Annotated in this window: 15 protein-coding genes; 3 read left to right on the top strand and 12 right to left on the bottom strand. The window is 37.6% G+C overall.

Features of this window, described 5'->3' with window-relative positions:
* The 12 genes from ETP70_RS09830 to ETP70_RS09775 are packed head-to-tail and all read right to left on the bottom strand — an operon-like array spanning position 1 to position 13,305.
* A complete protein-coding gene (locus tag ETP70_RS09830) occupies positions 1-1,680 on the bottom strand; it encodes a GspE/PulE family protein (RefSeq protein WP_151901014.1) in 1,680 nt (559 codons plus the stop codon).
* The gene (locus ETP70_RS09825; protein WP_151901013.1) at positions 1,677-2,585 is read right to left on the bottom strand and encodes a tetratricopeptide repeat protein; all 909 of its coding nucleotides are present in this window, start codon (positions 2,583-2,585) and stop codon (positions 1,677-1,679) included. Before ETP70_RS09825 ends, ETP70_RS09830 begins: the two co-directional genes overlap by 4 nt.
* Positions 2,578-3,363 carry an ATP-binding protein gene (locus tag ETP70_RS09820; RefSeq protein ID WP_151901012.1) on the bottom strand — a complete coding sequence of 262 codons (786 nt, stop codon included), beginning with the start codon at positions 3,361-3,363 and terminating at the stop codon, positions 2,578-2,580. Before ETP70_RS09820 ends, ETP70_RS09825 begins: the two co-directional genes overlap by 8 nt.
* Positions 3,364-3,372: 9 nt before the next feature.
* Positions 3,373-4,935 carry a type II secretion system protein GspD gene (locus ETP70_RS09815; protein WP_151901011.1) on the bottom strand — a complete coding sequence of 521 codons (1,563 nt, stop codon included), beginning with the start codon at positions 4,933-4,935 and terminating at the stop codon, positions 3,373-3,375.
* Entirely contained in the window at positions 4,932-5,270 is a 339-nt protein-coding gene (locus ETP70_RS09810; protein WP_151901010.1) for a hypothetical protein, read from the bottom strand. The genes ETP70_RS09815 and ETP70_RS09810 overlap by 4 nt, the downstream gene beginning before the upstream one ends.
* The gene (locus tag ETP70_RS09805; RefSeq protein ID WP_151901009.1) at positions 5,267-5,881 is read right to left on the bottom strand and encodes a hypothetical protein; all 615 of its coding nucleotides are present in this window, start codon (positions 5,879-5,881) and stop codon (positions 5,267-5,269) included. The genes ETP70_RS09810 and ETP70_RS09805 overlap by 4 nt, the downstream gene beginning before the upstream one ends.
* A gap of 1 nt (position 5,882) precedes the next feature.
* Positions 5,883-7,358, bottom strand: a complete 1,476-nt coding sequence (locus ETP70_RS09800) for a hypothetical protein (RefSeq protein WP_151901008.1) — start codon at positions 7,356-7,358, stop codon at positions 5,883-5,885.
* A 44-nt stretch (positions 7,359-7,402) separates the two neighbouring features.
* Positions 7,403-7,861 carry a prepilin-type N-terminal cleavage/methylation domain-containing protein gene (locus tag ETP70_RS09795; protein WP_151901007.1) on the bottom strand — a complete coding sequence of 153 codons (459 nt, stop codon included), beginning with the start codon at positions 7,859-7,861 and terminating at the stop codon, positions 7,403-7,405.
* Positions 7,858-8,319 carry a hypothetical protein gene (locus tag ETP70_RS09790; protein WP_151901006.1) on the bottom strand — a complete coding sequence of 154 codons (462 nt, stop codon included), beginning with the start codon at positions 8,317-8,319 and terminating at the stop codon, positions 7,858-7,860. Before ETP70_RS09790 ends, ETP70_RS09795 begins: the two co-directional genes overlap by 4 nt.
* Entirely contained in the window at positions 8,319-9,212 is an 894-nt protein-coding gene (locus ETP70_RS09785; protein WP_151901005.1) for a type II secretion system protein, read from the bottom strand. Before ETP70_RS09785 ends, ETP70_RS09790 begins: the two co-directional genes overlap by 1 nt.
* Positions 9,209-9,835, bottom strand: coding sequence for a type II secretion system protein (locus tag ETP70_RS09780; RefSeq protein WP_151901004.1), 627 nt, complete (start codon positions 9,833-9,835; stop codon positions 9,209-9,211). The genes ETP70_RS09785 and ETP70_RS09780 overlap by 4 nt, the downstream gene beginning before the upstream one ends.
* Positions 9,832-13,305 (bottom strand): LamG domain-containing protein, encoded by a 3,474-nt coding sequence (locus tag ETP70_RS09775; RefSeq protein WP_151901003.1) that lies wholly within the window; start codon positions 13,303-13,305, stop codon positions 9,832-9,834. Before ETP70_RS09775 ends, ETP70_RS09780 begins: the two co-directional genes overlap by 4 nt.
* Before the next feature lie 145 nt (positions 13,306-13,450).
* Between ETP70_RS09775 and ETP70_RS09770 the strand changes: the two genes are divergently transcribed.
* The 3 genes from ETP70_RS09770 to ETP70_RS09760 all read left to right on the top strand — a co-directional run bounded on the left by ETP70_RS09770 (position 13,451) and on the right by ETP70_RS09760 (position 14,851).
* Positions 13,451-13,693, top strand: coding sequence for an SNARE-associated domain-containing protein (locus tag ETP70_RS09770; protein ID WP_151901002.1), 243 nt, complete (start codon positions 13,451-13,453; stop codon positions 13,691-13,693).
* The gene (locus ETP70_RS09765) at positions 13,690-13,995 is read left to right on the top strand and encodes a VTT domain-containing protein (protein ID WP_151901001.1); all 306 of its coding nucleotides are present in this window, start codon (positions 13,690-13,692) and stop codon (positions 13,993-13,995) included. The genes ETP70_RS09770 and ETP70_RS09765 overlap by 4 nt, the downstream gene beginning before the upstream one ends.
* 157 nt (positions 13,996-14,152) lie before the next feature.
* A complete protein-coding gene (locus tag ETP70_RS09760) occupies positions 14,153-14,851 on the top strand; it encodes an FAD-dependent oxidoreductase (RefSeq protein WP_151901000.1) in 699 nt (232 codons plus the stop codon).
* Positions 14,852-14,855: the final 4 nt, after the last annotated feature.

The following is a 14,855-nucleotide window of genomic DNA, read 5'->3' as shown; positions in this document are numbered from 1 at the left end:
CTAATGTTCCTTGGTTACACGCAGTACTTCCGCAACAGTTGTTATTCCTTTGAGTACCTTGTTCATTCCGTCGTAAATCATCGGCTTGTATTTTCCCGCTTTTTCTGCATACTCTGCCAAAACTATTTTATTTGCATTTTCAGAGATAAGCTTTGCGGTATCTTCATCAAGAACAAAAACTTCTGAAATCATTGTTCTGTTGAAATACCCTGTAAAATCACATTTTGAGCACCCTTTCCCTTCATAAACAACAGCGTCAGGCTTGATATATTTTTCTACTTTTGGCAGTTGGGATTTTTGTATTTTTACCTCATGCTTGCAGTAGGGACAAATCTTTCTTACAAGACGCTGTCCTACAACACCGATAAGAGAATCTGAAATCAAGTAGGGTTTTAGCCCCATCTGTACCATTCTCGGGATTGCTCCCGGGGCATCGTTTGTGTGGAGTGTTGAGAGTACGAGATGTCCGGTAAGGGCAGCCTGGGATGCGGCATCAAGGGTTTCGCTGTCACGAATTTCACCGATGAGGATAATATCAGGATCCTGGCGTAAAAAAGATTTTATTGCTCTTGCAAAAGTGAGTCCTGTTTTTTCGTTCACCTGGATTTGCTGTACAAGAGGCAGTCTGTACTCAACAGGATCTTCTGCCGTCATAACCTTGTTGGAGATGCTTTTTATCTCATTGAGTGCCGCATACAGAGTGGTTGTTTTACCAGAACCCGTAGGTCCGGTAATAAGCAAAATACCGTGAGGCGAGGTAATCAGGTCATTAAACGCTTCCAGGTTTTCATCTGCAAAGCCCAAATCCTCGAGTTTTAAAAGAACTTTTTCTCTGTCGAGGATTCTCATAACGATAGATTCGCCAAAGATAGTCGGCGTGGTAGAGAGTCTGAAGTCATAGGCTTTGTCAAAAAGGTTCAAAGAGAATCTTCCGTCCTGGGGAACCCGCTTTTCGGATATGTCTATATTGCCTAAAAGTTTGATGCGTGAAGAGATGGCATGGTAAATCTCCATATCAAAAATGAAGTTTTCAAACAAAACGCCGTCTATACGGGAGCGTACAATCATTCTGTCATTGTCTTCGGGTTCTATATGGATATCACTGGCTCTTTTTGCAATAGCATCGCTGATGAGCAGTCGAATAAGCCGCATAACAGCGCTGTCTTCTCCCTCTTTTTTTAATCCCTCTGTCTGTAACTCTTTTTTTACTTCATCTATAAGGACTTTGGTTTTTTTAAGCGTCTCTATTCTTTTGAAAATAACATTAATGTCATCTTCATAGGCCAAAGAAATTTTCATCGGTTTGATGGATATGCTTCTTTCCAAATTCTCCAAAGCATCATAATTAAGAGGATCGCTGGTTGCCATATAGATGAAGTCCTCATCCTCTTTAAAAGGAATGGCATGGGCGACTTTTAGTAAATTTATCGGGTACCTTGCAACAATTTTTTCAAAATCAATTTTTTCACCAAAAAGGTAGACAAAAGGAATTTTGAGTTGAGTTGCAAGCATTTTAAGCAGTTCTTTTTGTGAAATATACCCCTCGTCAATAAAAATTTCACCGAGTTTTTTTGTAAAGTTAAGCTTTTTTTGTTTGGCCAGAGCAGATTCAAGCTGCTCTTGTGTGATATATCCTTTTTCAATCAGCAGATCACCGAGTCTTATCTTTTTGTTTATCATTGAGTATGCTCCCATTGTTTTAACAAGCTTTGCGCTGCATCCGAATTTTCATACTGCAAATATATATGCAACAATTGCCTGGCTTTGGCATCCTGATGCAGTGCATAAAGAGATTTTGCATAAATTATCCAGGATTGTGCATCACTTTTATTAAGCTGATTTGCTTTTTTTGCCCAAACTATCGCTTTTTTGTAGTTGCCTTCTTTGTAATAGTTGCGTGCTATGACAAGTGCTACGGCATAATTTGGAGTCTGTGCAAACCTTTTTTGAAGCTCCTGTGTATCAGCACTTTGCACTTTGATCATAGGGGGCACTGTCTTTTGTGCATTTTTTTGTATTTGCAACGGCGGAACTGCTTTTTTAACTTTCTCTTTTTTTTCTGGCACTGTTTCTTGCTGCAGGGCATCATTGTTTTGTGTCCGGATAACATAGTCCAGTTTTTTTCTTTGTGCCAGTTTTATATAGGGATCAAGGTCTTGCAAAGTGTCTGATTCATTACATACAAGGTGGATGTAAACAGAAGATTGCTGCAGTTTGCAATTGACAAAACCAAGAGTCTCGAGATGCTTTTTTTCTTTTTTGATTCTGTTTGTATAGCGTGGAGATGCTACCAAAAACTGCAAAGAGTATTTTTTTGCATCTGTTTGCACTTTTTTTGATACTTTTTTGACTTTTTCTCTTTGCACTTCTTTTTTGGGTGCTGTTTTTTTTACAGGATGCGCACTTGTAACAGCTTTGGGTTTTGCAGAAGTTTTTTTCTCAGGAAGAGTCGATACCTGCTCAAGCGCATAAAGATAAAGAAGCACAGCAGCGATAATTACAGAAACAGCGACCAGGGCATATTTCAGTTTTTTTTTCATTGCATATTTTTTACAGCGTTTTTGCAAGTCGTCAAAATTATGCATTGATCAGTCCTCCGTCTATGGCAGCCATAGTCAGAATACATTTGTTAAATGCTTTGTAATGCTCTTTATCATTTTTTTGTGCATAGTCAATGAGTAAAAAGGAGGTATAGAGAAGTTTTTTGAGTACGCGCATATTGCCGTTACTGAGTCTGTATATATCTTTTATATGTTTTTTTGTGATTTCATCGGCAAGCATAGAGGCGTTTTTATTTTGCAGTTCTGTGTAAATATACTCTCTGCACTCCTGCATTGAAATATTTTGCAACTTGAGAACCTTGTGTGGTCTTGATGCAAACTGTGGCTCTTTGAGTATCTTTTGTGACTCATGCTCATGCATAGCGAGGATAAACCAGAATGCCTTGGAATCTGCCAGAATCCGAATGATTTCAATCATATCTTTAGAGAGCAGCTGTGCTTCATCGAGCACTACTATATAGTTTGAATTCTGGTATAAAGAGATGACCTGCTTGATGAGTTCTTCTAAGGAGTAGTTGGCAACTTCTGTCTGCGTTTTTTGAATTAGAATTTTTACGAAGTCTATAGGTTCCAAAAAAGGAATGTCAAATTTGATAATGTCATAAGTAAACTGCTCTTCGATGTAATTTAAAAAAGCACTTTTTCCTACGCCTGGTTCGCCCGTTAAAAAGAGGAGTTGTTTTGTATTGTTGTTTAAGATGCTCTCTATTGTATTTTTTATGTGAAGCACTTCACTGTTTTGATGATAATGTTCAGAACTGTTTTGTTCTTCAAAACACTGGGCAAGTTCTAAATAGTTCATTTGGCAAACCTACCCATTGGTTGTATTCTCAATGGTACTGTTTTTGTCAAAAGTTGATTGAAAAAACGGATCTTTTAAATCAATGTCTCTGAGTGTCGGCATAGCTTTTGTCGTTACAACATGGGGCTGTATGATAATAAACATCTCCGTTTTTTGTTTTATCTTCTCTTTATAGTTAAAGAGAGATCCAAAAAACGGGATATCTCCCAAAAGAGGTACTTTTACAGAAGAACCGCCTTTAGTGATGCTGACAAGCCCGCCAATGACTATTTTTTCATTGTTTTTTATACGTACAATAGAGGTCATTTGCTTTATTTTTGTATCAGGCGGAATCTCCCGTGTAGCACTTGAAGCGGTATTTGTTGTGGAGGTGTTGTCAGCGAGTTTGGAAACCACAGGATTTATTTTCATAATGATTTCATTGTTTTCGCTGACTTCGGGAATAACATAAAGAGTAACACCTATAAAGGTCGAACCGACAGAAAAAGTGTTGGTTCCGGCCGCTGTGCCGCCTGTCGTTGTCACGGAACCTGTCTGGAATTTATAGGAGAGTTGCTCTCCTACATTGATAACAGCAGGCTGGTTGTTCATTGTGACAACTTTTGGGTTGGAGAGGACTTTGATGTCCCCGTATGTTTTTAAATATTTTAAAAACTTTGCTGTTGAAAAACTGTATGCCAGATTATAGGAAGGTTTGTTTAAAAGTGTGGCATCAACAGCTCCGGGGTCATTGCTTATACTCCCGCTTAAAGAGATGTCAAGTTTGCTCCAGTCGATGCCTGTTGAGGAGCTGTCATCATAGGTGAGTTCTATTATTTTTGCTTCTATAGCCACCTGTTTGTGCATTTTTTTCAGTAAAACATTAAGGTATCTGTCTACCTTTTCCAGGTTCTTTTTTGTTGTGGTGATGGTTAAAAGAGAAGCATCTTTGTTAATGAAAATTCGTACATTTTCTTTTGTATGAAACAGTTTTGAAATATTACTGTACAGATTGTCCCAATAAGTAAATTTTGATTTTGAGCTAATAGTGGTAAAATCATTGGAAGATGAAGTTCCTCTGTTTTGGCGTCCGTTGTTGCCTCCGGCACCGCCGCCACCGCCAAATCCGCCGCCACCGCCAGAAAGGCCACCTGCGCCTCCTCCTGTATTACCTGCCGCAATACCTGCTGCTCCTGTTGTAATGGACTTACTGCTTTCACTGCTTAACTCACTTAGATATATATAATCAACACTGAAGGTTTTTGTTCGCAAATACTGTACTTCCAGGGTATTTTTTGTAGGCTCATAGGTATAAAAAAGATTTGCCTCGTTAAACAGAAAGTCTAAAAACTGCTCAAAAGTATAGTTGTTAATATTGACATAATCCAGTTTTTTATGAAGCATTTTTTTGGATACGTCATCATTGAATACAATAGAAAGCTTACAGGTAGCACTTAATTCTTTTAAAATCGAAGCGACTTCTATAGCACTTTTTTGTTTTTGTTTGTAGGCACTGAGTGAGAAGAGCTGGTTTTCACAAACAGTGGATCCAAACAGGGTATGTGCGAGGAACAGTAAAAGTAGTATTTTCATTTTTCTTCTCTTTTTGCTTGTTTGATTTGGATAAGGTGGTTTTTTTGCAAATGCAGTATTTTTAGACGGCTACGGTTTTGCAAAACAACGGATTGTTTATATATTTTCTTTATTTTATAGCCCTGGATTTTTTCACCGACAGTATAAAATCTGTTGTTGACAAAGGCACGGTTGTTGTAAATTGCACTGAGTACAAAAGAGTTGCTCTGCCTTTTGCTGGCATGGCGTGTATGCAGTATTTTCTGACTTTTGTAAAAAGGGTCATAGTTGACAATGGGCAGAGAGTTTGCATATAAAAAAGGAAAATACAGAGAGGCTAAAATCACTTTTTTCATTTCTCAACTCCATAAAATTTTACTTCAAAAGAGAAAAGCGGTTGATTCGTTTCTTGCAAAAAAATGTGCAGGTTCTCAACTTTTATCAGCATGGTACTTTTTTCTACGCTGCGCAAAAAAGAGAGTTCATTTAAAAATCGTCCGCTGGCATTGACATCGATGACCTTTTTCAGTTTTAAATTCCCTATGTAGGGTTTGTTCTCATTGTGCAGAGTGATGGCTTGAATCAAGACACCTTTGTGCAAAGAATTATCTAAAAGTTTGTCCAAAAAGAGACTGATTGACTTTTTGGAAATAAACAGAAAACTTTTTGAATCCAGTTTATGCTGAAAATAATTCAACTGCTCTCTGTCTTGCTCAATTGCTGTTTTGTTTTTTACAATCTCTTTTTTTAAACGAACTGTTTTTGCCAAAAGCAGCCTAAGAGTCGGTTTGCTTAACTCTTTTTGCAGTGCCTCTGTCTTTTTTTGGTTGGCATCAAACTCATCCAGGGCAGAGGAAAGAAACAGAAAGTAAAAAAGAGCAAACAGTATAAAAGGAATAGCAATATATATGCCAGTTTTTTTTCTGGAATCTAAATTCTCTATCTCTTCAAATTTATCTCTTAGCATGCTACTCAACTTCTTTTACACTGATATAGATTTTACTTTTATAGACACCGTCTTCATAAGTAATATCTTTCGTCATAACATTTTTATATCCCAGTTCTATAAGATCATGCATAAACTTGGAAATGTTACCTCTTTTAGCGGATTGCGAGATGAGTTGAATCTCAAATCTTTTTTCATCTTTTTGAAATATAGAGGAGGCGCTCAAACGGTACTTCTTCAGTACTTTCAGAATGTCATTCATCATTTTTTGCCGTTTTATCCCAATTTGTCCTATCATAGGAATAACCCTGAAAGTCGTTTCGTATACAAATATTTTGTCTTCAAGCCCTTCTTTTTCTTTGAGCAGCCGATCATTTTTCTTTTTGATCTTTTTGAAACGAAGAGAGAGGTCTTCTATCTTCTTTTTTCGCTCTTTTGCTTTGACTTCAAGGAGGGTAATTTTTTCCTGCTGTTGGTTGAGATAGTAGCTGACAAAGATGCCGATACCTAAAAGAACAACAATTGTAATAAGTGTTTCTATAAGATAGCGAAAGCCCGTATACTGCGATAGCGGTTTTTTTCTTTCAAGGTGTGTTAAATTAACCTGATGAAAATCTGCTCCCTGATGCAGCCCAAAGAGATACTCAAGCAAGACAGAAAGAGAAGGTGTTGCCTGCTGTATATGGTATGTCAAAGGTTTTATAACAGGTTCAAAGCCATATTGAGAGAAAAAATCTCCTATGCCTTCGAGGGTGTGTCCTTCAAAATCTATGACAACTGTATCTATGCCGGTCAATCCGAAAAGACCGCGTTTATGGTTGATAGAATAAACAATTTTTTCTATATCTTTTGAAAAGACTTCAATGACGGTATCTAAAATCAAGGTCTCTTCAAGCCCGTAGTTGTCACGGTTAAAGCCTTTTTCCTGCAAATACTCTTTGAGTTTTACAAGTTCCAGGCCTGTCCGTTTCGAGATAGCATTGAGTGAATTGATAACCCTGTGACCGATATACCTACCGTTTTGGTATATCGCTCCGAAAGCTTCGTCGTCGCTGATGTAGATATACAAATCATTTGATTTTTTCTCTTCTTCTGTTTTATAAAGTGCTTCATATATCAAAAAACGGGGCAGGGCAAGGTCGACTACATCTATTTTATATGAAAAATTCGCAATATAGTGATTGAAATCATCAAGAGAAAGGGCAAAAGCTTCGATGAGATACTCATGGTCAAGCTCATACTTGATAAAATCAACAGCATACTCTTTTTGTACATCAAGTCCGCCCTCTTTGTACATTTTGAGTTCTGTTTTCATTGCGAGTTCATCATCGCTGATTGTATTTGCAATTTTAAAAGAAAAAGAGTGAATATATTTTAAGGGAACAACAACTGCAGTGAAAAGTTCAGGGTCCTTGTTCTTTGTATCAAAAACAGGTTTTTGTCCGTCATAAATAACAGTATGTTCATTATCAAGAAGAACTATTGCATTTTCAGCCAAAAACCAATCCTATTTTCTTTTATTATAACAAAATATGAATTAGGTTACCTTAAGTCACCGCTGAAATGGTCAATTGTAATGTTTTTTTCTTCGTTATTGTAACTTAATGTTATCACAATATCACTGGTCAATAATGAGTTTTGTGTTGTTTTGTTTCCGTCAGTTCCGTTGTGTACGCGTCCGAGTGCATCAAAACAGAGAATGTTTTCATTTGGAGTTACCGTAAATACAGCATGTGCTTTATAATGTGTATCAATTGTTGTTCTGTCGGTGAAAAAATCCTCTTGCGAAATACATCCTATAGTATAATTTGTATCTTCGGACGGATTTCTTTTGTCATAATTGAGTCCTTCATATCGGGTTGTATTGAGTTGGAGTTCTAAAAAATCACGATCGTTTTGAAGGTAATGCGGTTTAAAATAGTAAAATCCTGTTCCGGCTAAAACCCCTATGATGATTATGACAAAAATCAATTCTATTAATGTATAGGCCTTTGTTCTCATGGTCGTTGCAGGCTCCTTGTTACGATTCTGACGGGAGATATATAGTCTCCTATCTTATTATTGCTGCTGTTTGTCTGTACTGTGATGTTTATAAGAACATAGCCGTTTGACTCTTCTGTCTGAATTCTTTTTTTTACATTGTTGCAGTTTGTCCCGGTTGCATTGTCATAGTCATCTGCATAAAGATAATATGTTGAAATATTTACATCTGCTGTAAATTTGCCGTCTGCCGAATCAAGGCTAAAGAGTGTCAGGCACTCGGTACTTCTGTCTGTCCCTTCAATTTTTAAAATTGTTGTCTCTAAAACACTTTGGGAAAAAATTTCTGCCTGCTCTTTTATATAGCTGTCGGCAAAATGTTTTGCAGAAATTGAAGTGTACTTGAGTGTCAGTACACTTGCTCCGGCTAAAAGAAGAATGATGAAAATAGCCATTAAAAGGTTAAATCCGCTGCGCATTAAAATACCACCTTTATTTTGGAAAAGTGCACCGGGTGGGCGCCGCGAATCTGTTTGTTGACATCCAGAAGAATGCGTATCGTGTAATCAACTTCACTGAAGTTGAAACCGTCTATATTCTGCATCAAAACAGAGACATTTCCCACTTTGGAGTTGCCCTGTTTGTCTGCACAAAATGTTTCCTGCTTCCACGGTCTGTAGTTTGAAAAGAGAAAAAGAGTACTGTTGACATCTTTGCTCTTTAAGCCAAGATCTGTGATACAGGTGGCATTTTGATCGATATCTTCTCCTCTGGCGATAGCATAAGCGCTCTCAACCAAAAAATATTTTTCATACAGAAATTGCGGGACAGGGTTGTCAAGAGAGATATTTTGATCACTTATTGTGATATCATAGGTGTCCTCTCTGTTGCTTTCATGCCAGCCGAAACTCGAAGCTATATTTGCACTGTCGCTTTGTGAACGGTCAAAACTTCCTGCGAATATAAGAGCTGTTTTACTTGTATCTATGGCAGTGCCGTCTATATCGTATGAGGCGACTTTTGTATCGGTTTTTGTTGCCATATCAAAAAAGCCACTGTATCTTTTTTCAAGGTATAAGTCATTGGCTCTGCCTATCCACTCAAGTACAGGTTTGGAGCTTGTCAAATCGCCTATATACTCAAAACTGCCGTCATTGGGGTTGTATCCAATGGTACTGTAGACGATGCGCTGCGTTAAATAATTACTGATTTGGTTGACAACAATCTGAGACTCCAAAGAGAGGTTTGTCAGCTGTTTTGCTTTATACTCACGCACTAAAATTGCCTGCATCGCTTTAAATGAACCCGTAGCCAAAAAAGAAATAATGACAATGACAAATATCATTTCTATAAGGGTTGCCGCTCTTCTCATTGCCATACTCTTCTGTTTACTTTGATTTGCCCGATATTTTGGGCAATAAAAGGAATTTTTACAAAACTGTTGCCTAAAACATTTCCTTTTTTATTTGCCTGAACCGTGACTGTTATGAACTTTGTATTGGTAGTATCGGTGGCATTGGGAGGATAGACAATTGTGTACTGGGTTGCATTGAGCGTAATGTCATCTATATAGTTTTCCGTTACACTGAGGTTATAGTCACGTGAACTGCTGGAGTTTTTTGCATTGAGCGTGATAAAATCATCCATATCATCCAAATCATTGCTGTCAGACCCAAGTACAGAAGCATATTTTTTATGAAAACAGTTCCGAGAGCCTTTCATACCGCCTGCTCTGTAGCCTGATGTTTCATTACAGTCATAAACACTGTTGCCGCTGGTCACAAGAAGAATGTCATCAACTTTTGTATTTTCTTCATCCCATGCGGTAGATTTAATCAAACCGACATAGGCTACGGCATTAAACATTGCTTCTTCTTTTAAGCTTGTTGTGGATGACTTGATGGAGAGCTGCAGAATTTTAGGCAATACAGAAAAAGCAATGGCGATGATAACCATAGAAAAGATAAGTTCTATCAGCGTAAATGCTTTTTTCATCGCAGCAGCCTGATTCCTCGAGAATTTTTGGAGACATTGACATCAAAAGAGACACCGTTGACATTCCCGCTGCTGACACCTGTTCCGCTGCTTTGTGTATTGAAATTGTATTTGATACAGGGGTGTTCACTGCAACTGCTGCCGACACTTTCGTTATAGTCACTGCCAAAATTTTCATGGACATACCAGATCCACGGACTGACATCCAAATGAATATAGTGAGTCAGTGTATTTTGATTTGGATTGTTGACAGTTATGCTAAAGGTGCCGTTTGTATCAAAACTGACTGTTGCGCTCATTCCGTCATCATCCGCCGATTTTTTCGTTGTAGTTCTTGAAACATTCAGAGCAAGGATGTCTCCGTTTGTATTTTCGTTTTGAGGGACATAGTGATACCAGTGACTCAACTCTTCTGTCAAATTCAAATCACTTACATAACTGTCTGCAAGGCTGTCATAGACCAGTACTTTTGCCTGCACGGTATCAGTTGTCTGAGAAGTTGCCAAATCTTGTGTATAGAGTCTTGCATAGTAAAATTTACTGCTGTTGTTTTCCGGAGTCAATCCTATGTTTATGACACTGGAGCTTGTTGTGTTTACCTCTGTGACCGTGATAGTACGAGGTTCTTTTGGAGCGTTGAAGACTCTGTAGACATTGAGGGCATACTCTATTTGTGTAGAGTCTCCGGAACTGAAGTTGCTGTCATTGACTGTAGCATTCAGGTCCATATTGCTTAAATTTTTATCATGTCCGGTTGTAACGGTATTGTTTATACGCTCAAAATAACTTGCATTCGCATCATCATTTGTTGTGTTGAGATCTATTTTTACACCGACATCCGTTGCGGCGCACAGAGCATCAAAGTTTTGTGTTGTCTGGTTCTGTTCGTTTTGTGCCCGGACATTAAAGGCGATGCTGATATTGGCATCATTGACATTCGCCATGTATCGCCAGTCCTGATCCGGATTGTTGCGTGTAAAGCTATAGTTTATGATGGAAAAATGATGTGGTGCAAATGAGACTGTTGTCGAATTTTGTTCTATCAGTCTTTGAATGTCATTTGTGTCATCTGCATCTATTTTTGCAAATTCATTGCCGTTTATCTCTTGTATAGTGATATTAAGTTCGCCGACTTCACTGTAGCTTGCATTGACATCATTTTTTTGTCCGTTGACAAAGGAAAAATTTTCCATCGTAAAGCTTCCAAGAGTACATGTGCTTTTTGTAATATTGGCGTCCACTTTAAAAGAACTGTTCCTTGTTTCATTATAGTCTGTGGAGGGATTGCCGTTTGCATCCAAAGCTTGAAAAGTGGTGTTGAAATCTGCGCCTGCAACCAGAGGTAAAGTTGTGACATTCAATGTGAAATTTACAGGGCGTACGGCATAATTATCACTTGAATAAGAGCTGTTTGTGTCCAAAGAGGTATTGTTTTGATCTCTTCCCTCTATGTAAACCTGAACACATTTTACAGCGCGGTCTATCGTCATATTGTCATAATAAGCACAGCCGCTTGCATTGGTATCGTTACATGTAGTGCTGGTTGCGTCATCACATTTTACGACATTGGCAAGAAGATTGCCGCCACAGTCTGTAGTGTTTCCGTCATCATAGTATTTGAGTGTAACCTTTGTAATGTCTGCCACGCTTGGAGCAGTCTGCGTCAGTGCATCTTTTGAGAGGATGTAAAGACCATAAGGCTTATTGACTATTTGTGTAGTAAGGTTGTTATCCCAGTCATTTACCGCGTTACATGTAACGCCGCCAATAGAACTGACTGCATTAAAAAGCGTGGTTTTGTTGTTGTTTTGATTGCCGCCACCACATTGAGGGACAGCTCTGCTGGTTCCATTATAGTTGTTGCCGCTGTTTTCATTGTTGTAAAGAGTCTGAATGTCATTTGCACTGAATTGAGTATTAAAGATTTTGAATTCATCAACGGTTGCACCGATAGACTGTCCATTCGGCTCATTGTTATTATTACTCTGGTAATCACTGTTGAAAAGTAGGCCCAGTGCTCCGGACGGTGCTTGAGTAAAATTAAGAGCTTCTGTTGTATCAACATAGACTTTTGTTGTGTCATTGTTACCATCAACAACAAAACTTAAAAGATGCCACCCTGACAGGTTTTGAGGATTGTAACTTTGACATTCGTAATTATTTCCCTGCATACATAAATACCAATTGTTGTTTGTTGTATCAAGAGCAAAATATATATAGTCATTACTGCTTCCTGGTCTGTCTGCAATATTGAAATATTTTGTATTACTGAAAGATACATGCCCATTTTCATTAAGAGGAAATTTAATCCAGGTTGTCAATGTATAGTTTGCAGGAAGTGAAATATTGTTTTGTACTAAAATTGCTTTATCAGAACTATTCGTAGCATTGATATCTCCTCCGGTATAAATTTTCCCATCCGTAACATTGGCATCATTGAGAGCCGTTGCATTATAATCACTTCCAAGAGTTCCGTCGTTTTTTATTTCGTAAGTATTGCTGTCACTGTCCCAGCTACACTCATCCATACGGTAATCAATAATTGGTTTTGGATAAATATCTGCTACTGATGTATAAGGAATAACAATAAGTTCGCCAAAGGAAATATCATCATAATTGGAACTACTTATTTGTCCACAAATAATTTCTACTTTTGATATACCGCTTACATTTCCCTCGTAAAGTTCTGAAACATCAAATTTGTAGTTTCCTGATTGGTTGATATCAAAAGTCGTGATAAGTGTATTGCTGCTATCATAGACTTTTATTTTATTTATCCCGTCTGCCGAAACATCTCTCATTCGTGAAATAAAAATTCTAAATGCTGCCAAATTTCCTGTTATATTGCCATCTAGCAAATATACTTTTGATGTCGCTTCCGGAGCATCAGGATAAAAAGAGTTGGAAGTGTCGTCAATATCATAATTGTCATCACTATCCGTATAATCGCCAATATGAACTCTTTGTATAAAATTTACAGCTGTTGTTGTTTGTTGAGATATCAATTTTAGAGCAGAAAAATAAAAATCATCAATGTCTCTGACAAACCAGTTTCCACAGTTTGTTTCGTTCCCAAATCGATTATAACAACTCCCGTGTACAGCAATATCATGGTAGCCGCTAGTCAGACTGAGTGTCGTATCGAGTGTTATGGCAGCACTTCCGCTTGCCCCTGTCCCCACAAGATTTCCATCAATATAAACACGAATAGCACTGTCAATTCCTACCGCATTTACAAGTTCTACTGCGGTAATATCACTGTTTTCACTCAAATAAAATTTTGTGGGATTATTAAGATAATAGTCATATGTATCTTCGGTATCATTTGTGAGAGGTTCAGAAGGAATAAAGCTGCTCTCAACATTATCACCAGGATGCAAGTTTCCTGTTAGCTGAATATCTGCATAAAGAGAGATTGAAAAAAGAGATAAAAGTAATAAAATTTTTATAATAATTCTTTTTTGCTGCATTGCATCTTTTTCCTGAGATCAGTTTGTTTATTATAACTGTTATTTACATTAACTTTTCTTTAATGAACCCTCTGTTTTAGCGTTTTTGAACAGTGTTGTCAAAAATGCGCTATTATTTGTGAACGTTTAAAGGACAGAAAACAAGATGATAACGGAATTTTTATTACATCATTTTTCTTATTGGATATTGTTCTTTTGGAGTATCCTCGAAGGAGAAATAGGGCTGACACTTGCCGGATTTTTAGCCAAAAAAGGAGTATTTTCTATTGAGAAAATTATTCTGATTGCTACTGCCGGCGCTTTGATCGGCGATATACTTCTTTATACAAGCGGTCGTTTTCTTATCAAAAAAAAGATTTTCTACCTGTTAATTATAAGAAGCGGATAGAAAACATTGAACACTGGTTTCACAAGCATGGCATTTTAGTTATAATATTTGAGCGATTTATATACGGAACACACATTCCTTCACTGCTTTTTGTCGGTATGTCAGGATTTTCTTTTTGGAAGTTTTTCATTGTGGATATTATCGGTGTTTTCTTATGGTCGGTTGTATTTACATCGCTGGGCTATCTGTTTGGCGAAAGCATCATCGGCATAATGATTGTTTTGCAAAAACATTTGTCTGTACTGTTTCTGGTACTGTTTTTTGTTTTGATTATCTTTTTGCAAAATAAAGAGGAAAAGTAAAATGTTACAGTCAAAATCAGGCACTTATAAGGATCAAACATGAAAAAAGTCGTTATTTTAGGCGCAGGTTTTGCAGGCTTGCATATATTTTACAAAATTCGCCATCTTATCGGTAAAAAAATAGAAGTTATCGTGTGAAGGACCAATAGGCGAAATAATGTTTATGCTTGACTTTTACCTCACACATGACAAAGGTTTGCAACGTACCAAAGATTATACGATTGAGGTTTTTACTCCTGGTGAGATATTCTTTGAAGATGTCGGAGATACGCCAAGAAATGCTCTTGGAAAAATTATGCAAGAAAGAGGCATAAAGCTTTCCAATAAAAAAGTCTTAACAGAAATAGCGAAAGATTATGTAGCATTTGAAGATGGCTCAAAAATGGCATGTGATTTAGCGATTATCATTCCTCCCTACAGGGCTCCAAAAGTATTAATTGAATCAGGTCTGGATGATGAAAAAGGTTTTATTCCTACAGATAAACAGATGTGCCATTTAGATTATGCGAACATTTTTGCAGCAGGTGACGCTACGGCGCTTGCACAGCCAAAACTTGGACATATCGCTATTATTCAGGGGGCTATTGCTGCGGCTGCTGTGATGAAAGAATTGGGAGAAGATATAGAAATACCTTCTTATGATTTGGAAATTTTTTGTATTATGAGCATGGGCGGACATGATGCCACGCTTATTGCTTCAAATGTACTTTACGGCGGCAACAGAGATATTGCTTTTCATTCACCGCTTGCAAAAATGATGAAATGGGGATTTGACAATTATCTCTACTATAACAAAGGGCATATGCCGCCGGATTTTGTTCTTGATGCAACAGACAGACTTGTGAAATTTTTATAAGGGG

Origin of the sequence: Sulfurimonas hydrogeniphila (genome assembly GCF_009068765.1) — a bacterium.
Taxonomy (GTDB): Bacteria; Campylobacterota; Campylobacteria; order Campylobacterales; family Sulfurimonadaceae; genus Sulfurimonas; species Sulfurimonas hydrogeniphila.
The sequence above is the reverse complement of the archived record's forward strand: the minus strand, read 5'-3'. Positions and strand labels throughout refer to the sequence as shown.